This is a genomic window from Ruegeria sp. I1 (assembly GCF_056532675.1).
This window is the reverse complement of the sequence record NZ_JBQFNM010000003.1, coordinates 393750-410224: the sequence shown is the minus strand read 5'-3', so window position 1 is coordinate 410224 and position 16475 is coordinate 393750. Positions and strand designations below refer to the sequence as shown.

Below are 16475 nucleotides of genomic sequence, written 5' to 3'. Positions count from 1 at the left end.
CCGCGCCGACGCGTTGATGGGGCTGAAGGTCAACCCGATGAACATGATCGCCGACCTGCATGGCAGCAAAGACTACCGCGCACATCTGGTCTCCGTCATGACCAAACGCGCCGTCCAAGCTTGTAGCTAAGGGGGGAGTGCACCCAAGAAACAAAAGCCCCGGTCAAAACCGGGGCTTTTTTCTATCCGGTCAGAGTTTTTACAGTGCCGTTTCGGTTCACACAAAGAGCTGTGGTTTCATCATCGGTTCGAGAGAGAACCGTACGAATCTCTGCTTTGTTCGCGCAACAGAAGGCCGTCGACAAGGCATCCGCAATCGTTGCGTTCGACGACTGTACACTCACCGTGGACCATTGCGGTGCGCGAGCGCCATTTGGGTCCAGGATGTGTGGACCACCTGATCGAGACTGAGATACTGTTGGGCTGGACGTTGCAACTGCGCGATCCTGCAGTTGGATTGTTTCAACCAAACCATGCATCGGGTCGGAGACACCAAGAGTCCAAGTGCGGCCACCGGCATGGAACTCTCCAACATTGACCAGAACCTTTGTCCACCCGGCTTGACGCAATGCGCGTGCGACAAGATCTGTGGCGTAACCTTGAGCTATACCGTTCAAGGTAAGTGATTGGCCCTGATCCAACTGAATGCGGTACCGGGTGATGCGCACCCGATCCCAACCAACGAGCCGCTGTGCAACTTTGATCTCTTGCGAGGTGCGGGCCGTCCAAAGAGGCTGTACCGTCGGATCGAAAAATCCTCCGGTCAGTTTGTAAGCGGTGTCGCTGATTGCAAGCAAAGCGTGAAAATCAGGGTCAGGGTCGCTCAGAAATCCAGTACGATTCAGCTGTGTTAAAGTTGAATCCGGACGGTAAAGGCTGAATAGCATCTCACACCGCTCAAGTATGGACCGCACATGCAAAATCGCGTTCTGAGCCAAGTCGGGATCACCTTCGAGGGTCAGGCGAACCTCGGCCCCCAAGGCATAGCCTTGCCAATGAATGGAACGTGCCTGTGCCGGGGTCGCAAGGGCAGCGGCTGAAATGGCCAGAAAGCGGCGTCGGTTCATCATCGCGCGGCTACCCCTCTGCTTTGGCGCCGCGCTGCGATGATCAGCGGTACACAGCGGCTTTGGTCATCGTGAATGGCGACACAGTCAAGACATTGAAAGCATTCGTCATACTGGATTTCACCGGTTTTCCGGATCGCACCGTATTTGCATTTGACTTTGCATAGCTGACAAGGTGAGCCGCATTCCGTGCGGCGTTCGATCCAGTTCCGACCGCGCAGCAATCCTCCGATCGCCATAAAGGCCCCCAAGGGGCAAACGTAGCGACAGAACCCCTTGAAGAGCACCATGCTCAGCACCAGCCAGAATATCGCGTAGGCCGCATAGTACCACTCGCGGATGAAGAAGGTTGTGATCGCGGTTTTGAACGGTTCAACTTCGGCTGCTTTGTCAATCTGATCCGGGGCGAAGAAAACGACGGCAATAAGCGCCAAGAGAATGGCGTATTTCAGCCATTTCAACCGATTGTCCCATCTGGGAGAAGGCTCGATCTGCGGGATTCGCAACGCCTTACCAAGGTGATGGGAAAATTCCTGAAGCGCGCCAAACGGGCAAAGCCAACCGCAAAAAAGCCCCCTGCCCCACGCCACGAGGCCGGCCAGCGCGACCGCCCAAACCAAAAGCGAGAAGGGATCGTATAGCAGAAACGCAAAGCTTCCGCCTTCCAAGGCCGTGCGCAGAGACCCCAGAACCGTAACAATTGAAAGCTGACCCTGCCCCCACCAGCCGATGAAGCCTGTGACAATGGCAAGAACCCCAAGCCGCAACGGGGTGAACAGCGGTCGAGCCGCAAACGCGTTCATCCGCAGACCCAAAACGCCGACGAGCCCGGTCAGGAAAACCCCCAATAAAATCATATCAGCCTGGCGGTTCCGCAGCGCTTCCAGCCAAGGCGGCGCCGGTTTGACCTGTACTGGCCTGTCAAAAAACCGTTCGGGCGTGCTGTGAGGTACCTCTAGTGTCACCGAGCCTGTTTCGGGTTGAAACATGCCATGTTCGCGCACCGCCAGAACCTTCAGCACCCAGTCGCTTGCAGGATCAAAACCCAACCTGCGATCCGTGCGCAAGATCATGGCAACCCCATCGGGCATAGTGTCTGAAAGCTCGACCAGCAGATCTGCATCGCGTAGTGCGACCGGTAGCCCGCCTTGTTCTGCCGCGATCCAGTCCGGTGCAGTGTTGCGCACAAATTCATCGCTTACCAATCCATGGCGAGCTGTTTCAATCAGCAGGATCGGTTCGTCATTGTCTGAGATTTCCATAAAATTCTGCAGCTCTTTAAAGCTGTCTTCAGACAAAGCCGCGCGAGCAATGGATTTGGGACCGAGATCCACAATCCAGAGATCAAGATATGGGTCTTCCGGATAATCCTTTGCTTCGGGGTCGTCATCCTCCCACAAGGTGCTTTTGAACAGGGCGTCGACTTCAGCATTGGTGATCACTTTGCGTGTCGCGATACCTTGGTCGACCAGGTCCTGCCAGGTCAAATCCTCTTCGTAGTCGGGTTTCGGAAAGGCTGGCGGCGCCGTTGCCAAGCCCTTCATCTTCTCTCGCGCAACGGCCAAAGCAGCACCCATAACCGATTCATGCGCGATCCGAACGCTGGCTGTCGCTTTTGTGACCCCGTCCAAATACACCAAAGACGACCCCGAAGCGCCATCGCCATAGGGCGTGCCAACTACGATCGAATCCGAAATCGACAGCCCGCCATATTGTTCAAAAAACTTGTGAAATGGCGCCTCTCCGAGGCCCGAGACAAAGATCGGCTCATTGTGTTCGATCAGTTGGACATCCAGAAACCGACCTTCAAGATCCAGAACAACAAGCAGGTTGATCGGCGCCCCTGAAAAGCCCGGCAATGGTGCTAAAGGTTCGGATTCAAATACATATCCCACCTCAGCGCCACCCGAGTTCAACAAACTGTAGACGCCATCTTCGTTTAACGCCTCACCCAGCGACATCGGAGCCCGTACGTAGGGTTCAATCTGTTCTCGTGGCAAAGGCTCGGCCAAAGCCGAAAGGCTGCCAAGAAGGAACACCAACATACTCTGAAGTACGCGCATGGGCGAAAGACTAACTTTCCACCCTTTAACATGACATTCGACGAAAGTCCTAGGCTAGGTATCTACGACCCTAAGGCTATTGACGTGAATTGCCCGAACCTTGAGACTTCGACTATCCCTACGACCAAAGCACCATTTTCGACGGAGTGCGCGAACTGTAGGTTTTGAGGAAACACCAGCTGTTCATGGGAGGAGACATCATGACTTGGAGCACACCGAAGCTGAAAGAAGTGAACTGCGGAATGGAGATCAACATGTACTCTCCCTCCGAGGATGAAGGCCGCGAGCACGAACGCGACCTGTTTTGATCATCTGATCTCAGCGGAGGCCCAAAGTGCATTTTCTGGTTCTTGGGGCTTCTGCAGGCGGTGGACTGCCGCAGTGGAATTGTGGTTGCCGGAACTGTGAGGATGCCCGTAACGGGCTTATCCCGCCTTCCGGCCAATCTTCATTGGCAGTATCGCAAGATGGTGAGCATTGGAGCATTCTTAATGCCTCACCAGACATTCGCCAGCAAATGCTGGACAATCCCAAAATGCACCCCCGGTCATTGCGCGATACACCGGTCGTCTCAGTTTTGCTGACCAATGGCGATATTGACCATATTGCAGGTTTACTCAGCCTGCGTGAACAAACCCCGTTCACCCTGTTTGCGACCGGTGACATTCTGGAAGTGCTTTCCAACAACCGGATTTTCGACGCGGTGAACCGGGCGAAAGTAGATCGCAAACGGATTGTTTTGGAACAAGACTTCGATCTTCAGAACGGGCTTCACGCGCGATTGTTTGCCGTACCGGGTAAGGTACCTTTGTTCATGGAAGGTGACACAGTGCAAACCGATCTGATCGGGGAACAAACAGTTGGTGTAAGGCTTAGCGCAGGCGGCAAGGTCGCCTACTACATCCCCGGGTGCGCGCAGGTGACGCCAGACCTATTGTCCCAGATCGCAGACGGGGATCAGCTGTTCTTTGACGGCACGCTTTGGGACGATGATGAGATGATCCGCACGGGAACGGGTGTCAAAACCGGGCAACGCATGGGCCATATCTCGGTCAGCGGACCTGATGGGTCAATCGCTCAGCTCAAAGACATCTCGGCAGCCAAGACGTTCATACATATCAACAACACCAACCCGATGCTGCAACCCGGCGGGCCGGAACGGACTTTTGTCGAGAACGCAGGCTGGTCCATTGCTTATGACGGGCAGGAGATCACGATATGAGCCGCGAAGCGCTGGAAGCTCGCCTGCGCCAAATCGGCGCTGAACGCTACCATGATAAACACCCGTTTCACCATCGGCTTCATAGCGGGCAGTGCACACCCGATCAGGTACGGGCCTGGGTTATAAATCGATGGGCGTATCAGGCAGCCATTCCGATGAAAGACGCTGCGTTTATGTCGCGTTGTACCGATCCCGATATCCGACGCGAGTGGCGGTCACGGATCGAAGATCACGACGGTGGCGTTGACGAGGGCGGTGGTATCCGAAGGTGGCTGAAGCTCGCCGAGGCGGTGGGACTAGACCCTGACTATGTTGCGTCCGGCCAAGGTATCCTCCCGGCGACCCAGTTCGCAGTGGATGCCTATGTACACTATGTCCGCGAAAAACCGCTTCTACAGGCGGTTGCGTCCTCACTAACAGAGTTGTTTGCACCAAAAATCCACGAGCAACGGATTGAGGGACTTTTGGCGCACTACGACTTCGCCAATCCAGATAGCTTGTCCTATTTCCAGAAGCGCCTCACTCAAGCGCCCAAGGACGTCGCCTTCGGTCTAAACTGGGTGCTCGATCACGCCGACACGCCTGAAAAAGAAGACATGGCCTGTGAAGCGCTGATTTTCAAAACCAATGTCCTTTGGGCTCAGCTCGATGCGCTTTGGTGCGCCTATGTCGAACCCGGCCTGATCCCCCCCGGGTCTTGGCAGCCAGGGGAAGGTCTGACATGACACTTAAGCTACGCCCCCAAGATCGCCCCTATCTGCCACGCGGCGTGCGGGTTCAACACGACAAGGTTCGCAACCGCACAGTGCTGATGGCCCCGGAAAAGGTGATCGAACTGGATGAAATCGGCGTTGCGATCCTGAGCCGGATCAATGGCGCAGCCAGTTTAGATCAGATCATTGCGGAGTTGGCCGATACATATAACGCACCTGCGGATCAAATCGCACAGGATGTGCAACAATTTCTTCAAACGCTTCGCAGCCGATTGTACCTGATGGTGCAAACATGAGTGTTCAAGCACCTATTGCCCTCTTGGCCGAGTTGACCCATCGCTGCCCGCTCAGCTGTCCCTACTGCAGCAACCCGGTCGAGCTAGAGCGCAAAGAAACCGAGCTGGAAACCAGCGCCTGGAAAGACGTGTTCCAACAGGCCTACGACATGGGCGTGTTGCAGCTGCATCTGTCTGGTGGCGAGCCCGCATCGCGTCGTGATCTGGAAGAGTTGACAGCAGCCGCCGCCGCCACCGGCCTCTACACTAACCTGATTACCTCGGGCATTGGTCTGACGCCCAAACGGTTGGATCATCTTGAGGCTGCAGGTCTGGATCATATCCAACTCTCGCTGCAAGGCACCAACGCGGAACTGGCAGATCGGATCGGCGGGTATCGCGGAGGGTTTGACCGCAAGATGGCCTTCGCAAAAGAGGTCAGCGCGCGGGGTATTCCCCTGACCTTGAATGCTGTTATGCACCGTCAAAATCTGGATGATTTGGATCGCACTATTGAAATGGCCGTCGAGCTAGGAGCGCGCCGACTGGAAGTGGCTTGTGTTCAATTTCACGGATGGGCGTTGGAAAATCGCTCTGCGTTGCTACCGACCCGTGAGCAAACCCAGGTGGTAAAGAATACGGTCGCTGATGCCGCACAGCGTCTCAAAGGGGTTCTTGCCTTCGATTTTGTACCTCCGGACTACTACTCGGACTATCCTAAAGCCTGTATGGGCGGTTGGGGCTCAACAGGCTTGAACGTCACGCCCAATGGTACCGTTTTACCATGTCATGCGGCCCAGACGATCAAGCATATTCATTTCGATTCAATACGAGAAAAAAGGCTTAGAGAGATCTGGTACCAAAGCGAGTCTTTCAACATTTTCCGTGGAACCGATTGGCTACCGGAACCCTGTCAGAGTTGCGAACGCAAAGAGTTGGATTTAGGTGGGTGTCGTTGTCAAGCGCTTGCACTGTCTGGTGATGCCGCCGCGACTGATCCAGTATGCCAGAAGTCACCTATGCATGCCCAGGTTGCATCGGTTCTGGATCAACTTCCAATCTCGTCGGACACCAGTCTGGTCTACCGAAAAATCTAAGCTCAAGCCCCAGTCTGTCGCTTAAGGTATCATGCATCGCGACAGCAAAAGCCGGTCGATGGTGGCACGGTGTGCACTTTTTTGACCTTTGAGTTTATATACTAATGCGTCTTACCGCTCGCTGCCTTTGACACCAAAGCGGGCTCGGGCATCTGGTCGATAGGACCGCCTGCCCCGTGAACGCTGGCCAGACGAACGCCGAAGAAATTCTGCGAAACTTCTTGATTCAAGTCGTTTGCAAACGCGATGGCTGACACATGTGACGTTCAGCAATTCGCCACCCGTTCAGGACAACAGCTAACACATAGGCAGGGCCAACAGGATCACGGCAAGAGTTATACGCAACTGTCCCCTATCCCTCGCTAGGTCAAAATCAAGACGTACTTCGCTTTCCGGTTCCCAGAACTCGGACCTCCAACCAGTGGAACGCCAATGCAATCATACCCGCGACCAGAATATAGAATACAGCCAATAGAAGGAGCGGCTCATAGATGATGAAAGTATCAGAGCGCACACGTGAAGAGACGGCGTAGATATCGACAACGGTGATAGTGGCGACCAAGGGGGTTGCTTTCAACTGAAGGATGGTTTCACCACCCAACGTCGGAAGAACATTGCGGATCGCCTGCGGCAACCAGATACGGCGGAACATGGTAAGCCGTGGCATGCCAAAAGATTTGGCGGCCTCAAGCTGCCCCTTGGCAACGCCCTTGAACGCGCCCCGCATGACTTCACCTTCATAACCCGCATAGGACAACGTCAACGCCAGCACTGCATAAGGCCATGCCTGCCGTAGATAGGGCCATAGTTCTGAAGACCGTATCCACGGAAACTGCGGGAAGAGCGAGCCCAGCCCATAATATAACAACCAAAGCTGCAACAGCAGTGGCGTGCCGCGGATGATGGTACAAAATGCCTTGGCAGAGGCGGCAAGATACCAGGGCCCAACCGCCTGCGCCAACCCAAGCGGAACCGCAAGCAGAAAACCAAGAACAACGGTGACAACCAACAGCCAGATTGTCGTCCAAATGCCCTGAAGGGCCAATGGGGCGTATTTCGGGATCCAGTCCCACTGCAGCGATACTGCGCACCATATGACGATCCCGACGAAGACTAGCATCATCACGATGCGGTGTGGTTGCATCAGCGATCTGAAATCGATCATCTGCTCCCTCCCGTCAGAGAGGGTTGGCCGCGACGCGCCCATTTCTCAATCCGGGCGAAGATACCGCCGGAGAACAGCGTGACCATAAGATAAAGAAAGCCCGCCGCCAGAAAGAACGTGAAATAGGCGCGCGTGCTGCTGGCAGCTTGCCGGGTCTCCAGCGTCAACTCGTTGAAACCCACAACAGCAAGCAGTGCCGTGTCTTTGGTCGCAATCAGCCACAGGTTGGCCAGACCCGGCACCGCAAAGCTCATCATCGCAGGGATTGTCACACGCCGCATGGTCATGAAGGCAGGCATCCCGTAGGATTTAGCAGCTTCGATCTGACCAGGTGGAACCGCCTGAATAGCACCGCGCAGAATTTCGGTTGCGTATGCGCCCTGAACAACGCCCAGCACCCATATGCCTGCGCCAACGCCGCTAACCTCGACCCGGCCACCACCCATGGCAGCAGAGATTTTATTGATGATATCCGATCCCACGTAGTACAGGATCAGGATCAGAACCAGTTCCGGTACGGCCCGGATGACCGTCGTGTAGATGGCGAGAAGATCGCGCGTGACCTTCCCGCCATAAAGTTTGCCATAAGCTCCGAACAAACCGATCACCAGGCCCAGCGCATATGCACCAAGGGCGATCTGCAATGAGTGGGACAATCCGCGCAGCAGATTGGCCCCCCACCCCGGTGGCGACAGCGACAGAAGCTCTGCGCTCTGCGCCAATCCAAGTGAGTCCAACAGTTCGGTCACAGCGGCAGCTTAGTAGATGCTGGCCGAGAAATAGTTCAACGTGATTTCCTCGTGCGTGCCATCGGCCAGAATTGCCGCGATGCCCTTATTCAGCGCCGCAAGCAGGTCGTCCTGACCCTTGCGGACGCCAGCACCCACACCGCGGCCCAGAATGGCCGGATCGTCTGCAACGGCACCTTTGATTTCGCAGCAGGCGCCGGCATCCGAGTTTACAAAGTCAGCCATCGCGATGCTGTCGGCCTGTGTGGCATCAATGCGGCCTGCGAACAGATCCTGATTGGCCTCATCCTGGGTTTGGTAGACGCGCAGTTCGGAATCCTTGAAATATTCCTGCGCATAAGCCTGGTGGATGGTCGAAGCCTGAATGCCAACAATTTTTCCCGCCAGCGATTCGGGGGTTGCTTCGATATCCATCGATTTATCCGCGACGATGACGGCAGGTGTGTTGTAGTAAGGATCGCTGAAATCAATGGTCTTCAAGCGTTCCTCGGTGATCGACATCGACGCCATGATCGCATCGATCTGCTGACCGGTCAGCGATGGGATGATACCATCCCAAGCGACGGGTGTGATCACACAGTCAAGCTCGGCCGCAACACAGACGGCGTTGATAACGTCGATCTCCCAGCCAACCCAGTTACCTGAGCTGTCCAGCGACGCGAATGGCGGGTAAGGCTCAGCTGCGATGCCGATCTTGACCTCTTCGGCACTGGCGACACCAGCCGAAAGAATGGCGGCGGCAAGCCCGGATGCGAGCAGTTTCTTGACGTTCATTTTGTTACTCCCTGTTGATTCATTCGTTAGTTTTGACTGGATCAGGCGACCGAGCTGAGGAATTGCTTCAACCGTTCTGATTTTGGGTTCCCAAAGACCTCGGCAGGTGGCCCCTGCTCTTCAATGCGGCCTTCGAAAAGATAGACAACGTGGTTTGCGACTTCGCGCGCAAACTTCATTTCATGGGTGACAAGCAGCATGGTGCGCCCTTCGGCGGCCAGATCACGGATCACGGTCAAAACCTCGCCGACCAGTTCGGGATCAAGCGCCGAGGTGGGCTCGTCAAACAGCATGACAGACGGATCGACCGCAAGCGCGCGTGCAATGGCAGCGCGCTGTTGCTGGCCACCTGACAGATAGGCTGGATAAGTATCGGCCTTGTCGCCGAGCCCTACCCTTTCCAGCAGTTCATGCGCCCGCGCAATGGCCTCTGACTTTGGTATCTTTAGCACATGCACCGGCACTTCGATTACGTTCTCTAATAGCGTGCGATGTGTCCACAGATTGAACTGCTGAAACACCATCGCCAACCGCGTTCGGATACGTTCGATCTGGCGGCGGTTGGACGGGCTGCCATCGGTATGCATCTCAACCAGTTCGCCACCTATGGTGATATTTCCCGAACTCGGCGTTTCTAAGAAATTGATGCAGCGCAGCATGGTGGATTTACCAGAGCCCGATCCCCCGATGATCGCAACGACATCCCCCTTGTTGGCTGTTAGCGACACACCTTTCAAAACCTCCAGCGTACCGAAGGATTTATGAAGGTCTTCAACCTTTATTGCCTCGTTCGTCGCGGTTGCTTCGAGTGTGGATGATGTTGCTTTGGCTGTGTCCATATCCAAGAATCTTCTGATTTCGACTTGCAGTAAGCCCCGAATCTCGCAATTATGCAAGTGTATAATAACTCGATGCCATGGATGACCGGGACGTGCAGGACGACAGCCGAAAATTTACACGTGAGTCTGCTGAAGTTCGGCGCGAGGCGCTGATCCTGGCGACATTGGACCTGATCGCCGAGATGGGTGTTCGGGGTGCTACTGTGCGTGAGATTGCAGCCCGCGCGAACGTGACCCAAGGTTTAATCCGTCACTATTTTTCGACGAAGGAAGAGCTGGTTCAGGCGGCATATGAGCACCACATGAACACGCTGACCGATCAGACGGCTGCTTCGTCGGGTCAGGGCAGCGCAGTCTCTCGGTTAACCAACTTCGTTGACGCATCGTTGCGGCCACCAATCGTTAACACAAGCGCTGTGGCCTTATGGGCCGGCTTCCTGAACAAGGTGCAGCATGATCCGAAAATGCAGCGCATCCACCAGCAAACCTATAACTATTTCCGGGATCACCTCGAGAAGTTGATCGTCGCCGCATTGCAAGAAACCGGGCGCACAGTCGCAGCATCAGAAGCAACGCAACTGGCCATTGCCTGTAACGCGGTGATCGACGGCCTCTGGTTGGAAGGAGGAGCGCTTCCGGATGCATTTTTTGAAGGCCAGTTGGCGCAGATCGGGCTGGATTCTGTCAGCGCCATCGTCGGTATTCCTTTGACCAAAGAGGTAAAACAGCCATGAAGACCACGTCAGTGACCGAACGATTGGCGGGTTTGGGGGGTGCCAAATGGGGCGTCCATCTAAAAGCGCGCGAACTTATCAAAGCCGGAGCGGATATCGTTGAGATGACGATCGGCGAACCGGATGTTCCCGTGTCCGAAGCTTTGGTCGAAGCCACAGTGACCTCGCTACGTGCGCAGCGGACAGGATATTCCAACGGACGCGGTGAAGCTGGGCTGCTTGACGCGCTTTCTGCGCGCTATACAGCCTCGCGCGGGCGAGCTTTTGGGCCCGAGAACTTTCTGTGCTTCCCCGGGACACAAACCGCCCTATTCACAGCGATGGCTGGGGTTGCTGAGGCAGGTGATGAAGTTCTGATTGGCGACCCGATGTATGCGACCTACGAAGGGGTCATACGCGCCTCAGGGGCGGAAATGGTGCCCGTTCCGCTGCATCCTGAGCACGGGTTTCGCATGCAGGCCAAAGATATCGCAGCGCGGATTTCTCCGCGCAGCCGTGCCATTCTTCTAACCACGCCGCACAACCCGACGGGTGCAATCCTGACCGCGACGGAAATTGCCGAGATCGGGAAACTCGCAATTGCCCATGATTTATGGATCATCTCGGACGAGGTTTATGAAGAACTAGTCTTTGATGGTGCCCGGTTTGTTTCACCATTAGCGAATCCGGAACTGGCGGATCGGGTCATAGGCGTGTCCTCCATCTCGAAATCACATGCCGCACCGGGGTTCCGCAGTGGTTGGTGTGTTGGACCCGCAGCATTTTGCGAAGCGCTGCTGCCGTATTCCGAGACCATGCTCTTTGGCAATCAACCTTTCATTGCGGATATGACCGAAAAGGCAATCCGCGACGGGTCTGATGTTGCCCACGGAATGACCACCCGCTTCTTCAAGCGCGCAACCCTTTTGGCCGATCGTCTTGAAGCGGAAACGGATCTGACGGTTCACCGCCCCGAGGCAGGAATGTTCGCCCTCATCAACGTCTCAGCCACCGGGCTAGATGGTGAAACTTATGCCTGGGATCTGTTGCAAGCCGGGGTCGCTGTGATGCCGGGTTCCGCCTTTGGGGACAGCTTGAAGAACTGGGTGCGTGTCGCGCTGACGATCAACGACACAGATTTTACCACCGCAATCTCTCGCATCATCGATCACGCCAACAGCAAATCACGCGAGGTTGCATGAGCAAAATGACAATCGGCGAAGCTCTGGTTTCGAAACTTCGCCAAAGGAATGTGACCTGCGTTTTCGGAATTCCAGGCGTTCACACGGTTGACCTGTACCGCGGGCTTGCGGCCTCGGGCATTCGCCATGTTACGCCTCGGCACGAACAGGGTGCAGGTTTCATGGCTGATGGCTATGCCCGCGTGTCTGGCAAACCGGGTGTCGCCTTCGTGATTACCGGCCCTGGATTGACAAATACGCTAACGCCGATGGCGCAGGCACGCGGCGATTCAGTACCAATGTTGGTGGTGTCTGGCGTGAACAAAACCGCATCGCTCGGCAAGGGCTTGGGGCATCTGCATGAATTGCCCGATCAACTGGAGCTATCCAAAACAGTTGCACTAATGTCGGAACAAGTCTCCGAAACCACGGCTCTGGACCCGACCTTGAGCCGGGTTTTTCGCAACCTCGCAAACGGCCGCCCCGGACCGGTGCATATCGAGGTTCCGTTGGATATCGCCGCGGCTGACTATCAGGAAATGCCTCCCGAGACGCTCGATCCAGAACCGCCGGTTAACCCGGTTTTGATCACACAAGCCTTAAAGCAACTGGTCGAAGCGAAGCAAACTGTCATTTTGGCAGGTGGCGGCGCGAAACGTGTTGGGGCCGGACTGCAAGCTTTGGCCGAAGCGCTGGGTGCCCCCGTAGTGCAAACTGTCAACGCGCGCGGCCTGATGCATGGGCATGCTCTGACTGTTCCAGCAAGCCCGAGCCTGAACGCGGTACGCGCACTGATAGAAAGCGCCGATTGCGTGCTTGCTTTGGGAACTGAGCTGGGGCCAACGGACTACGATATGTACGACACGGGTGAGTTTGCGAAACTGCCAAACCTGATCCGGATTGATCGGTGTAGCGATCAACTGGCCAGACATGCGGCAGTGCTTACCATTCAAGGTGACGTTGACGTGGTTGTGCCGAAGCTGCTTGAGGCTCTGCCTCTGGACGCAAAGCAATGCGATGGTGCAGAACGTTCCAGCAATACACGCGACGCCGCCTGGAAAGAAATTGGACCCGATTATCGCCATCAGGTGGAAATCCTGAATGCGATGCGCGCGGCTGTCCCGAACGCGTTGATGGTTGGGGACTCTACCCAACCAATTTATGCCGGTAATCTTTTCTACGATCACGACCGGGCTGGTGGCTGGTTCAATGCAGCGACGGGGTATGGTGCGCTCGGCTATGGGATACCCGCAGCCATCGGCGCATCAATCGCCGATCCAACAGCCCGAGTAATCTGCATTGCCGGCGATGGCGGCGCGCAGTTTTCATTGCCCGAAGTTATGGCAGCAGTCGATGAAAACCTACCCATCACATTCGTGATCTGGAACAACCACGGGTATCGGGAAATCGCCACGTCAATGCAAGATGTAGGCGTGACCGTCATAGGGTGTGATCCCGCCCCCCCAGATTTCGCCGCCACCGCCAAGTCATTTGGCATTCCATTCACTTCGATTCCCGCTGAACCCAACGCTGTCGCGCAGGCCTTGCGCAACACAGTCGCCACGGATGGGCCGGTCATGATCGAAGTCACCGCTCTGAAATTCGAACCTCAGAAAGATTGAAACATGTCAGACCCCACCTTTGAGTTTTCCCGTGCCATTACCCGTCGCCCGGCTCCGACCATAGCCGGAGGGCTACGTGCAGAAGATATCGGAAACCCGGATTTTGACGGGATGATAGCGGCGCATAAGGCTTACGTTTCAGCACTAAAAAGTACCGGAGCGGAGGTGATCGAGCTTGGTTCCCTCGACGCATTCCCTGACGCGCAATTTGTCGAGGATACGGCCCTGTGCCTACAACAAGGAGCCATACTGATGCGACCAGGTGCACCGTCGCGGATGGGCGAAGTCGGCCAAATGGCTCCGACACTTCGCGCATGCTACGAAATGGTCTTCGAAATCAAAGGCCCCGGTCATATCGAGGGTGGGGATATACTAGTGACCGGTCGCGAAATACTGGTGGGCCGGTCCGAGCGAACGGATGCTGAAGGTGTCGCCGAGCTCGCAAAAATTACATCTAACTGGGGTTACAAACTGCGCGAAGTATTCACGCCAGAAGGCGTTTTGCATTTCAAGACAGATTGTTCATTGATGGATGCCGAGACAATCCTGTCGACCCGTCGATTGGATGCATTGGGTTGCTTTGAAGGCTACCGTGTATTGCATGTCGCTGACGGCGAAGAAGCCGCTGCCAACGCAATCCGCTTTAACAATCTGGTCCTGATGGCAGCGGGCTTCCCACGCACTGCAGAGATGCTGGATCGCGAAGGCTACCAGGTCGTTCAGATCGACAACACCGACTGCGCAAAGCTGGATGGGGGGATGTCCTGTCTTTCGCTAAGATTCTAAAGGTTTCTACTATTAGCTTTTGATCATCGGAACAGGTGTTGCTGGCATTCGCGCCAATGGAGTCATGTCAGATGACATGGATCATCGTTCAAGGCGAGGTCATAGGATGAAGCTGACACCTGCATCAATTTAGCCTGGCCAATACGCAGTGCGCGGCTCTCAAAGCGATTGAATTGATCCGGGTCGATGACGTCATGCAGGTCAATGGATCTGCACGACCGCATATCAAAAAGATCGTGCATGAACTGGGCTTCGTGGGGTATGTGGTCACCCGACGAAGGCACAATGGTGGTGTTCAATTGGGCAAACCTTTTGTCCTCTCGCATTGCTACTATTGAAGAGGGTATCGTAGCACCGATGCGCAAAGCACGATGATCGCTGATTGGACAGAGCGCTTTCAGGGGACTGCGGCCTTGCCGCGCTCGGTGCGCGACCGCCTGCTTAAGGAAGCGCGGATCGTCGAAATGCCTAAAGGCGCGCAGGTATTTGGACCTGCGAATGTGCCAGATAGCCTCTTCTTTCTTTATGATGGATGCATCCGTGTCTCGCAAAGCTCGGACACCGGTCGCGATATCGTCCTCTATCGCGTAGATGCTGGAGAAAGCTGTGTTCTGACGACGGCCTGTATGCTGGCGGAAGAGGCTTACAACGCCGAAGGCATCGCAGAGACTGACATAACCGCCATCGTTCTTCCAAAGCTTGCCTTTGACAGGTTGGTCGCCGAAGAAGAAGCGTTTCGGAAATTCGTCTTCGCGGCCTATTCAAGGCGGCTGATCGACCTCCTGCGTGTCGTGGATGACGTCGCCTTTGGGCATATGGATGTGCGTTTGGCTGAGCGGCTTCTGACATTGGCAGGCGAGTTTAAAGAGATCTCGACCACTCATCAACAATTGGCGAGTGAACTGGGCACAGCAAGAGAGGTCGTCAGCCGAATTCTTCAGGATTTTCAGAAGCGTGAAATGATTGCTCAATCACGTGGCCACATTTTATTGCTGGACAAACAAGCGCTACGAGAACGCGCTGCATCCAACTAATTCAAATTTTTGCATGTTAAGTGACAATGTCACTGAACCCCTAAAGTCAAAACTATATCCGTTCTCCAAGTTATGATGATGGAGAACACCATGAACACGAACGTTGGAACCATTGACCGCGTCCTTCGCGCTGCGCTTGGCCTTGGATTGCTTTATCTTGCCCTTTTCAGCGGCTTGCCCTTGTTTGACGGGAACGTTCTGAAATTAGGCGCGGCAGCCGTCGGTATGGTTATGCTGATTGTCTCGGCAACACGTGTTTGTCCGATCTACTCTATCTTCGGTCTTAAGACCTGCCGGTCCTGAAGCAATGGAAACTTCGTTTACTCCTTTCACCTCTTTTGGTGGTGGCTTGCTGATCGGCCTTAGCGCGGTGCTGCTAATGCTTGGCCTGGGTCGGGTACTTGGTGCGACCGGGGTTCTGTCTGGCACAGTCTTCGTCCAAAACCGGGAAGAACTGATGTGGCGGCTCGCTTTGATTGCGGGAATGATACTTGCTCCGGGGTTCATCTATGTCGTGACGGGCTCCTTGCCCGTGCTCACCGTCCCCGTCAGCCCAGCCATGATTGTCATTGGTGGTGTGATTGTCGGGCTCGGCGCAAGCCTAGGGTCTGGTTGCACATCTGGTCACGGAATTTGTGGCTTGTCGCGCTTATCAATCCGTTCGTTCGTGGCGGTGCCGGTTTTCATGGCGACAGCGGCACTAACCGTATTCCTAATCCGCCATGTGGCCGGAGGCTGAAATGAAACATCTTTTTGCCCTAGTGACCGGACTTGTCTTTGGAACAGGAATTGCAATCTCGGGGATGATGGACCCTGCAAAGGTTCTGAACTTCTTTGACATTGCTGGAACATGGGATCCAAGTTTGATTTTCGTCATGGGCGGTGCTTTGGTCGTAACGTTTATTGGGTATCGGCTTGTTTGGCATCGCCCTGCCCCGCTGTTTGAACACCGTTTCCAGCTGCCTGTTTCCAAGCAGATCGATAACAAACTCATCGGGGGCGCCGCCCTATTTGGCATTGGCTGGGGAATTGCCGGCTTCTGTCCGGGCGCTGCCATCCCTGCATTGGGAACAGGCCGCTGGGAAGTCGCGCTGTTTCTCGCGTCGGTCATTGGCGGATTCTATTTGCGCCGCCTGATCAGCCCTATGCCGGCCAAATCGACCACCTGACAATTC

Annotated in this window: 19 protein-coding genes and 1 pseudogene; 14 read left to right on the top strand and 6 right to left on the bottom strand. The window is 55.3% G+C overall.

Annotation, left to right across the window (positions count from 1 at the left end):
- Window positions 1-130 (top strand): annotated as a pseudogene (locus tag ACR0DH_RS08555) (FAD binding domain-containing protein); the annotation flags it as partial.
- A 52-nt stretch (window positions 131-182) separates the two neighbouring features.
- Here ACR0DH_RS08555 and ACR0DH_RS08550 read toward each other — a convergent pair.
- Complete coding sequence (locus ACR0DH_RS08550) at window positions 183-1070, bottom strand: FAD:protein FMN transferase (RefSeq protein ID WP_480548359.1); 888 nt, start codon at window positions 1068-1070, stop codon at window positions 183-185.
- Window positions 1067-3112 (bottom strand): 4Fe-4S binding protein, encoded by a 2046-nt coding sequence (locus tag ACR0DH_RS08545; protein ID WP_480548375.1) that lies wholly within the window; start codon window positions 3110-3112, stop codon window positions 1067-1069. Before ACR0DH_RS08545 ends, ACR0DH_RS08550 begins: the two co-directional genes overlap by 4 nt.
- Window positions 3113-3330: 218 nt before the next feature.
- Between ACR0DH_RS08545 and pqqA the strand changes: the two genes are divergently transcribed.
- The 5 genes from pqqA to pqqE are packed head-to-tail and all read left to right on the top strand — an operon-like array spanning window position 3331 to window position 6437.
- Entirely contained in the window at window positions 3331-3438 is a 108-nt protein-coding gene (gene pqqA / locus ACR0DH_RS08540; RefSeq protein WP_170537497.1) for a pyrroloquinoline quinone precursor peptide PqqA, read from the top strand.
- A gap of 26 nt (window positions 3439-3464) precedes the next feature.
- Complete coding sequence (gene pqqB / locus ACR0DH_RS08535) at window positions 3465-4352, top strand: pyrroloquinoline quinone biosynthesis protein PqqB (protein WP_480543761.1); 888 nt, start codon at window positions 3465-3467, stop codon at window positions 4350-4352.
- Window positions 4349-5077, top strand: coding sequence for a pyrroloquinoline-quinone synthase PqqC (pqqC, locus tag ACR0DH_RS08530; RefSeq protein ID WP_480548357.1), 729 nt, complete (start codon window positions 4349-4351; stop codon window positions 5075-5077). Before pqqB ends, pqqC begins: the two co-directional genes overlap by 4 nt.
- On the top strand, window positions 5074-5361 hold the full coding sequence (pqqD, locus tag ACR0DH_RS08525; RefSeq protein ID WP_480548355.1) for a pyrroloquinoline quinone biosynthesis peptide chaperone PqqD: 288 nt from the start codon (window positions 5074-5076) through the stop codon (window positions 5359-5361). The genes pqqC and pqqD overlap by 4 nt, the downstream gene beginning before the upstream one ends.
- A complete protein-coding gene (pqqE, locus tag ACR0DH_RS08520; protein ID WP_480548353.1) occupies window positions 5358-6437 on the top strand; it encodes a pyrroloquinoline quinone biosynthesis protein PqqE in 1080 nt (359 codons plus the stop codon). Before pqqD ends, pqqE begins: the two co-directional genes overlap by 4 nt.
- A 373-nt stretch (window positions 6438-6810) precedes the next feature.
- Here pqqE and ACR0DH_RS08515 read toward each other — a convergent pair whose 3' ends face one another.
- Genes ACR0DH_RS08515 through ACR0DH_RS08500 form a run of 4 tightly spaced genes read right to left on the bottom strand, consistent with a single transcriptional unit; the run spans window position 6811 to window position 9964 of the window.
- Window positions 6811-7602, bottom strand: a complete 792-nt coding sequence (locus tag ACR0DH_RS08515) for an ABC transporter permease (protein ID WP_480548351.1) — start codon at window positions 7600-7602, stop codon at window positions 6811-6813.
- A complete protein-coding gene (locus tag ACR0DH_RS08510) occupies window positions 7599-8351 on the bottom strand; it encodes an ABC transporter permease (RefSeq protein WP_480543766.1) in 753 nt (250 codons plus the stop codon). The genes ACR0DH_RS08515 and ACR0DH_RS08510 overlap by 4 nt, the downstream gene beginning before the upstream one ends.
- Before the next feature lie 9 nt (window positions 8352-8360).
- Window positions 8361-9125 carry a transporter substrate-binding domain-containing protein gene (locus ACR0DH_RS08505; RefSeq protein WP_480548349.1) on the bottom strand — a complete coding sequence of 255 codons (765 nt, stop codon included), beginning with the start codon at window positions 9123-9125 and terminating at the stop codon, window positions 8361-8363.
- A gap of 41 nt (window positions 9126-9166) precedes the next feature.
- Complete coding sequence (locus ACR0DH_RS08500; RefSeq protein WP_480548347.1) at window positions 9167-9964, bottom strand: ABC transporter ATP-binding protein; 798 nt, start codon at window positions 9962-9964, stop codon at window positions 9167-9169.
- Between the two features lie 77 nt (window positions 9965-10041).
- Between ACR0DH_RS08500 and ACR0DH_RS08495 the strand changes: the two genes are divergently transcribed.
- The 8 genes from ACR0DH_RS08495 to ACR0DH_RS08460 all read left to right on the top strand — a co-directional run bounded on the left by ACR0DH_RS08495 (window position 10042) and on the right by ACR0DH_RS08460 (window position 16469).
- Window positions 10042-10698 (top strand): TetR family transcriptional regulator C-terminal domain-containing protein, encoded by a 657-nt coding sequence (locus tag ACR0DH_RS08495; protein ID WP_480543769.1) that lies wholly within the window; start codon window positions 10042-10044, stop codon window positions 10696-10698.
- Window positions 10695-11879, top strand: coding sequence for a pyridoxal phosphate-dependent aminotransferase (locus ACR0DH_RS08490; RefSeq protein WP_480548345.1), 1185 nt, complete (start codon window positions 10695-10697; stop codon window positions 11877-11879). The genes ACR0DH_RS08495 and ACR0DH_RS08490 overlap by 4 nt, the downstream gene beginning before the upstream one ends.
- Window positions 11876-13480: a 5-guanidino-2-oxopentanoate decarboxylase gene (locus ACR0DH_RS08485; protein ID WP_480548343.1), complete on the top strand. Its 1605-nt coding sequence runs from the start codon at window positions 11876-11878 to the stop codon at window positions 13478-13480. Before ACR0DH_RS08490 ends, ACR0DH_RS08485 begins: the two co-directional genes overlap by 4 nt.
- Before the next feature lie 3 nt (window positions 13481-13483).
- Window positions 13484-14266, top strand: coding sequence for an arginine deiminase family protein (locus ACR0DH_RS08480; protein WP_480543772.1), 783 nt, complete (start codon window positions 13484-13486; stop codon window positions 14264-14266).
- A 371-nt stretch (window positions 14267-14637) separates the two neighbouring features.
- Window positions 14638-15300 carry a Crp/Fnr family transcriptional regulator gene (locus ACR0DH_RS08475; protein ID WP_480548341.1) on the top strand — a complete coding sequence of 221 codons (663 nt, stop codon included), beginning with the start codon at window positions 14638-14640 and terminating at the stop codon, window positions 15298-15300.
- Window positions 15301-15390: 90 nt separating this feature from the next.
- Window positions 15391-15603: a YgaP family membrane protein gene (locus tag ACR0DH_RS08470; RefSeq protein WP_480548339.1), complete on the top strand. Its 213-nt coding sequence runs from the start codon at window positions 15391-15393 to the stop codon at window positions 15601-15603.
- A 4-nt stretch (window positions 15604-15607) separates the two neighbouring features.
- On the top strand, window positions 15608-16039 hold the full coding sequence (locus ACR0DH_RS08465; RefSeq protein WP_480548337.1) for a YeeE/YedE family protein: 432 nt from the start codon (window positions 15608-15610) through the stop codon (window positions 16037-16039).
- 1 nt (window position 16040) lies between these two features.
- Window positions 16041-16469 carry a DUF6691 family protein gene (locus ACR0DH_RS08460; protein ID WP_480543776.1) on the top strand — a complete coding sequence of 143 codons (429 nt, stop codon included), beginning with the start codon at window positions 16041-16043 and terminating at the stop codon, window positions 16467-16469.
- Window positions 16470-16475: the final 6 nt, after the last annotated feature.

Excerpts from the sequence above, each read along its gene's own strand:
- ACR0DH_RS08550 (WP_480548359.1), bottom strand. The coding sequence starts at position 1,070 with ATGATGAACCGACGCCGCTTTCTGGCCATTTCAGCCGCTGCCCTTGCG.
- ACR0DH_RS08545 (WP_480548375.1), bottom strand. The coding sequence starts at position 3,112 with ATGTTGGTGTTCCTTCTTGGCAGCCTTTCGGCTTTGGCCGAGCCTTTG.
- pqqA (WP_170537497.1), top strand. The coding sequence starts at position 3,331 with ATGACTTGGAGCACACCGAAGCTGAAAGAAGTGAACTGCGGAATGGAG.
- pqqC (WP_480548357.1), top strand. The coding sequence starts at position 4,349 with ATGAGCCGCGAAGCGCTGGAAGCTCGCCTGCGCCAAATCGGCGCTGAA.
- pqqD (WP_480548355.1), top strand. The coding sequence starts at position 5,074 with ATGACACTTAAGCTACGCCCCCAAGATCGCCCCTATCTGCCACGCGGC.
- pqqE (WP_480548353.1), top strand. The coding sequence starts at position 5,358 with ATGAGTGTTCAAGCACCTATTGCCCTCTTGGCCGAGTTGACCCATCGC.
- ACR0DH_RS08515 (WP_480548351.1), bottom strand. The coding sequence starts at position 7,602 with ATGATCGATTTCAGATCGCTGATGCAACCACACCGCATCGTGATGATG.
- ACR0DH_RS08505 (WP_480548349.1), bottom strand. The coding sequence starts at position 9,125 with ATGAACGTCAAGAAACTGCTCGCATCCGGGCTTGCCGCCGCCATTCTT.
- ACR0DH_RS08500 (WP_480548347.1), bottom strand. The coding sequence starts at position 9,964 with ATGGACACAGCCAAAGCAACATCATCCACACTCGAAGCAACCGCGACG.
- ACR0DH_RS08495 (WP_480543769.1), top strand. The coding sequence starts at position 10,042 with ATGGATGACCGGGACGTGCAGGACGACAGCCGAAAATTTACACGTGAG.
- ACR0DH_RS08490 (WP_480548345.1), top strand. The coding sequence starts at position 10,695 with ATGAAGACCACGTCAGTGACCGAACGATTGGCGGGTTTGGGGGGTGCC.
- ACR0DH_RS08485 (WP_480548343.1), top strand. The coding sequence starts at position 11,876 with ATGAGCAAAATGACAATCGGCGAAGCTCTGGTTTCGAAACTTCGCCAA.
- ACR0DH_RS08480 (WP_480543772.1), top strand. The coding sequence starts at position 13,484 with ATGTCAGACCCCACCTTTGAGTTTTCCCGTGCCATTACCCGTCGCCCG.
- ACR0DH_RS08475 (WP_480548341.1), top strand. The coding sequence starts at position 14,638 with ATGATCGCTGATTGGACAGAGCGCTTTCAGGGGACTGCGGCCTTGCCG.
- ACR0DH_RS08470 (WP_480548339.1), top strand. The coding sequence starts at position 15,391 with ATGAACACGAACGTTGGAACCATTGACCGCGTCCTTCGCGCTGCGCTT.
- ACR0DH_RS08465 (WP_480548337.1), top strand. The coding sequence starts at position 15,608 with ATGGAAACTTCGTTTACTCCTTTCACCTCTTTTGGTGGTGGCTTGCTG.
- ACR0DH_RS08460 (WP_480543776.1), top strand. The coding sequence starts at position 16,041 with ATGAAACATCTTTTTGCCCTAGTGACCGGACTTGTCTTTGGAACAGGA.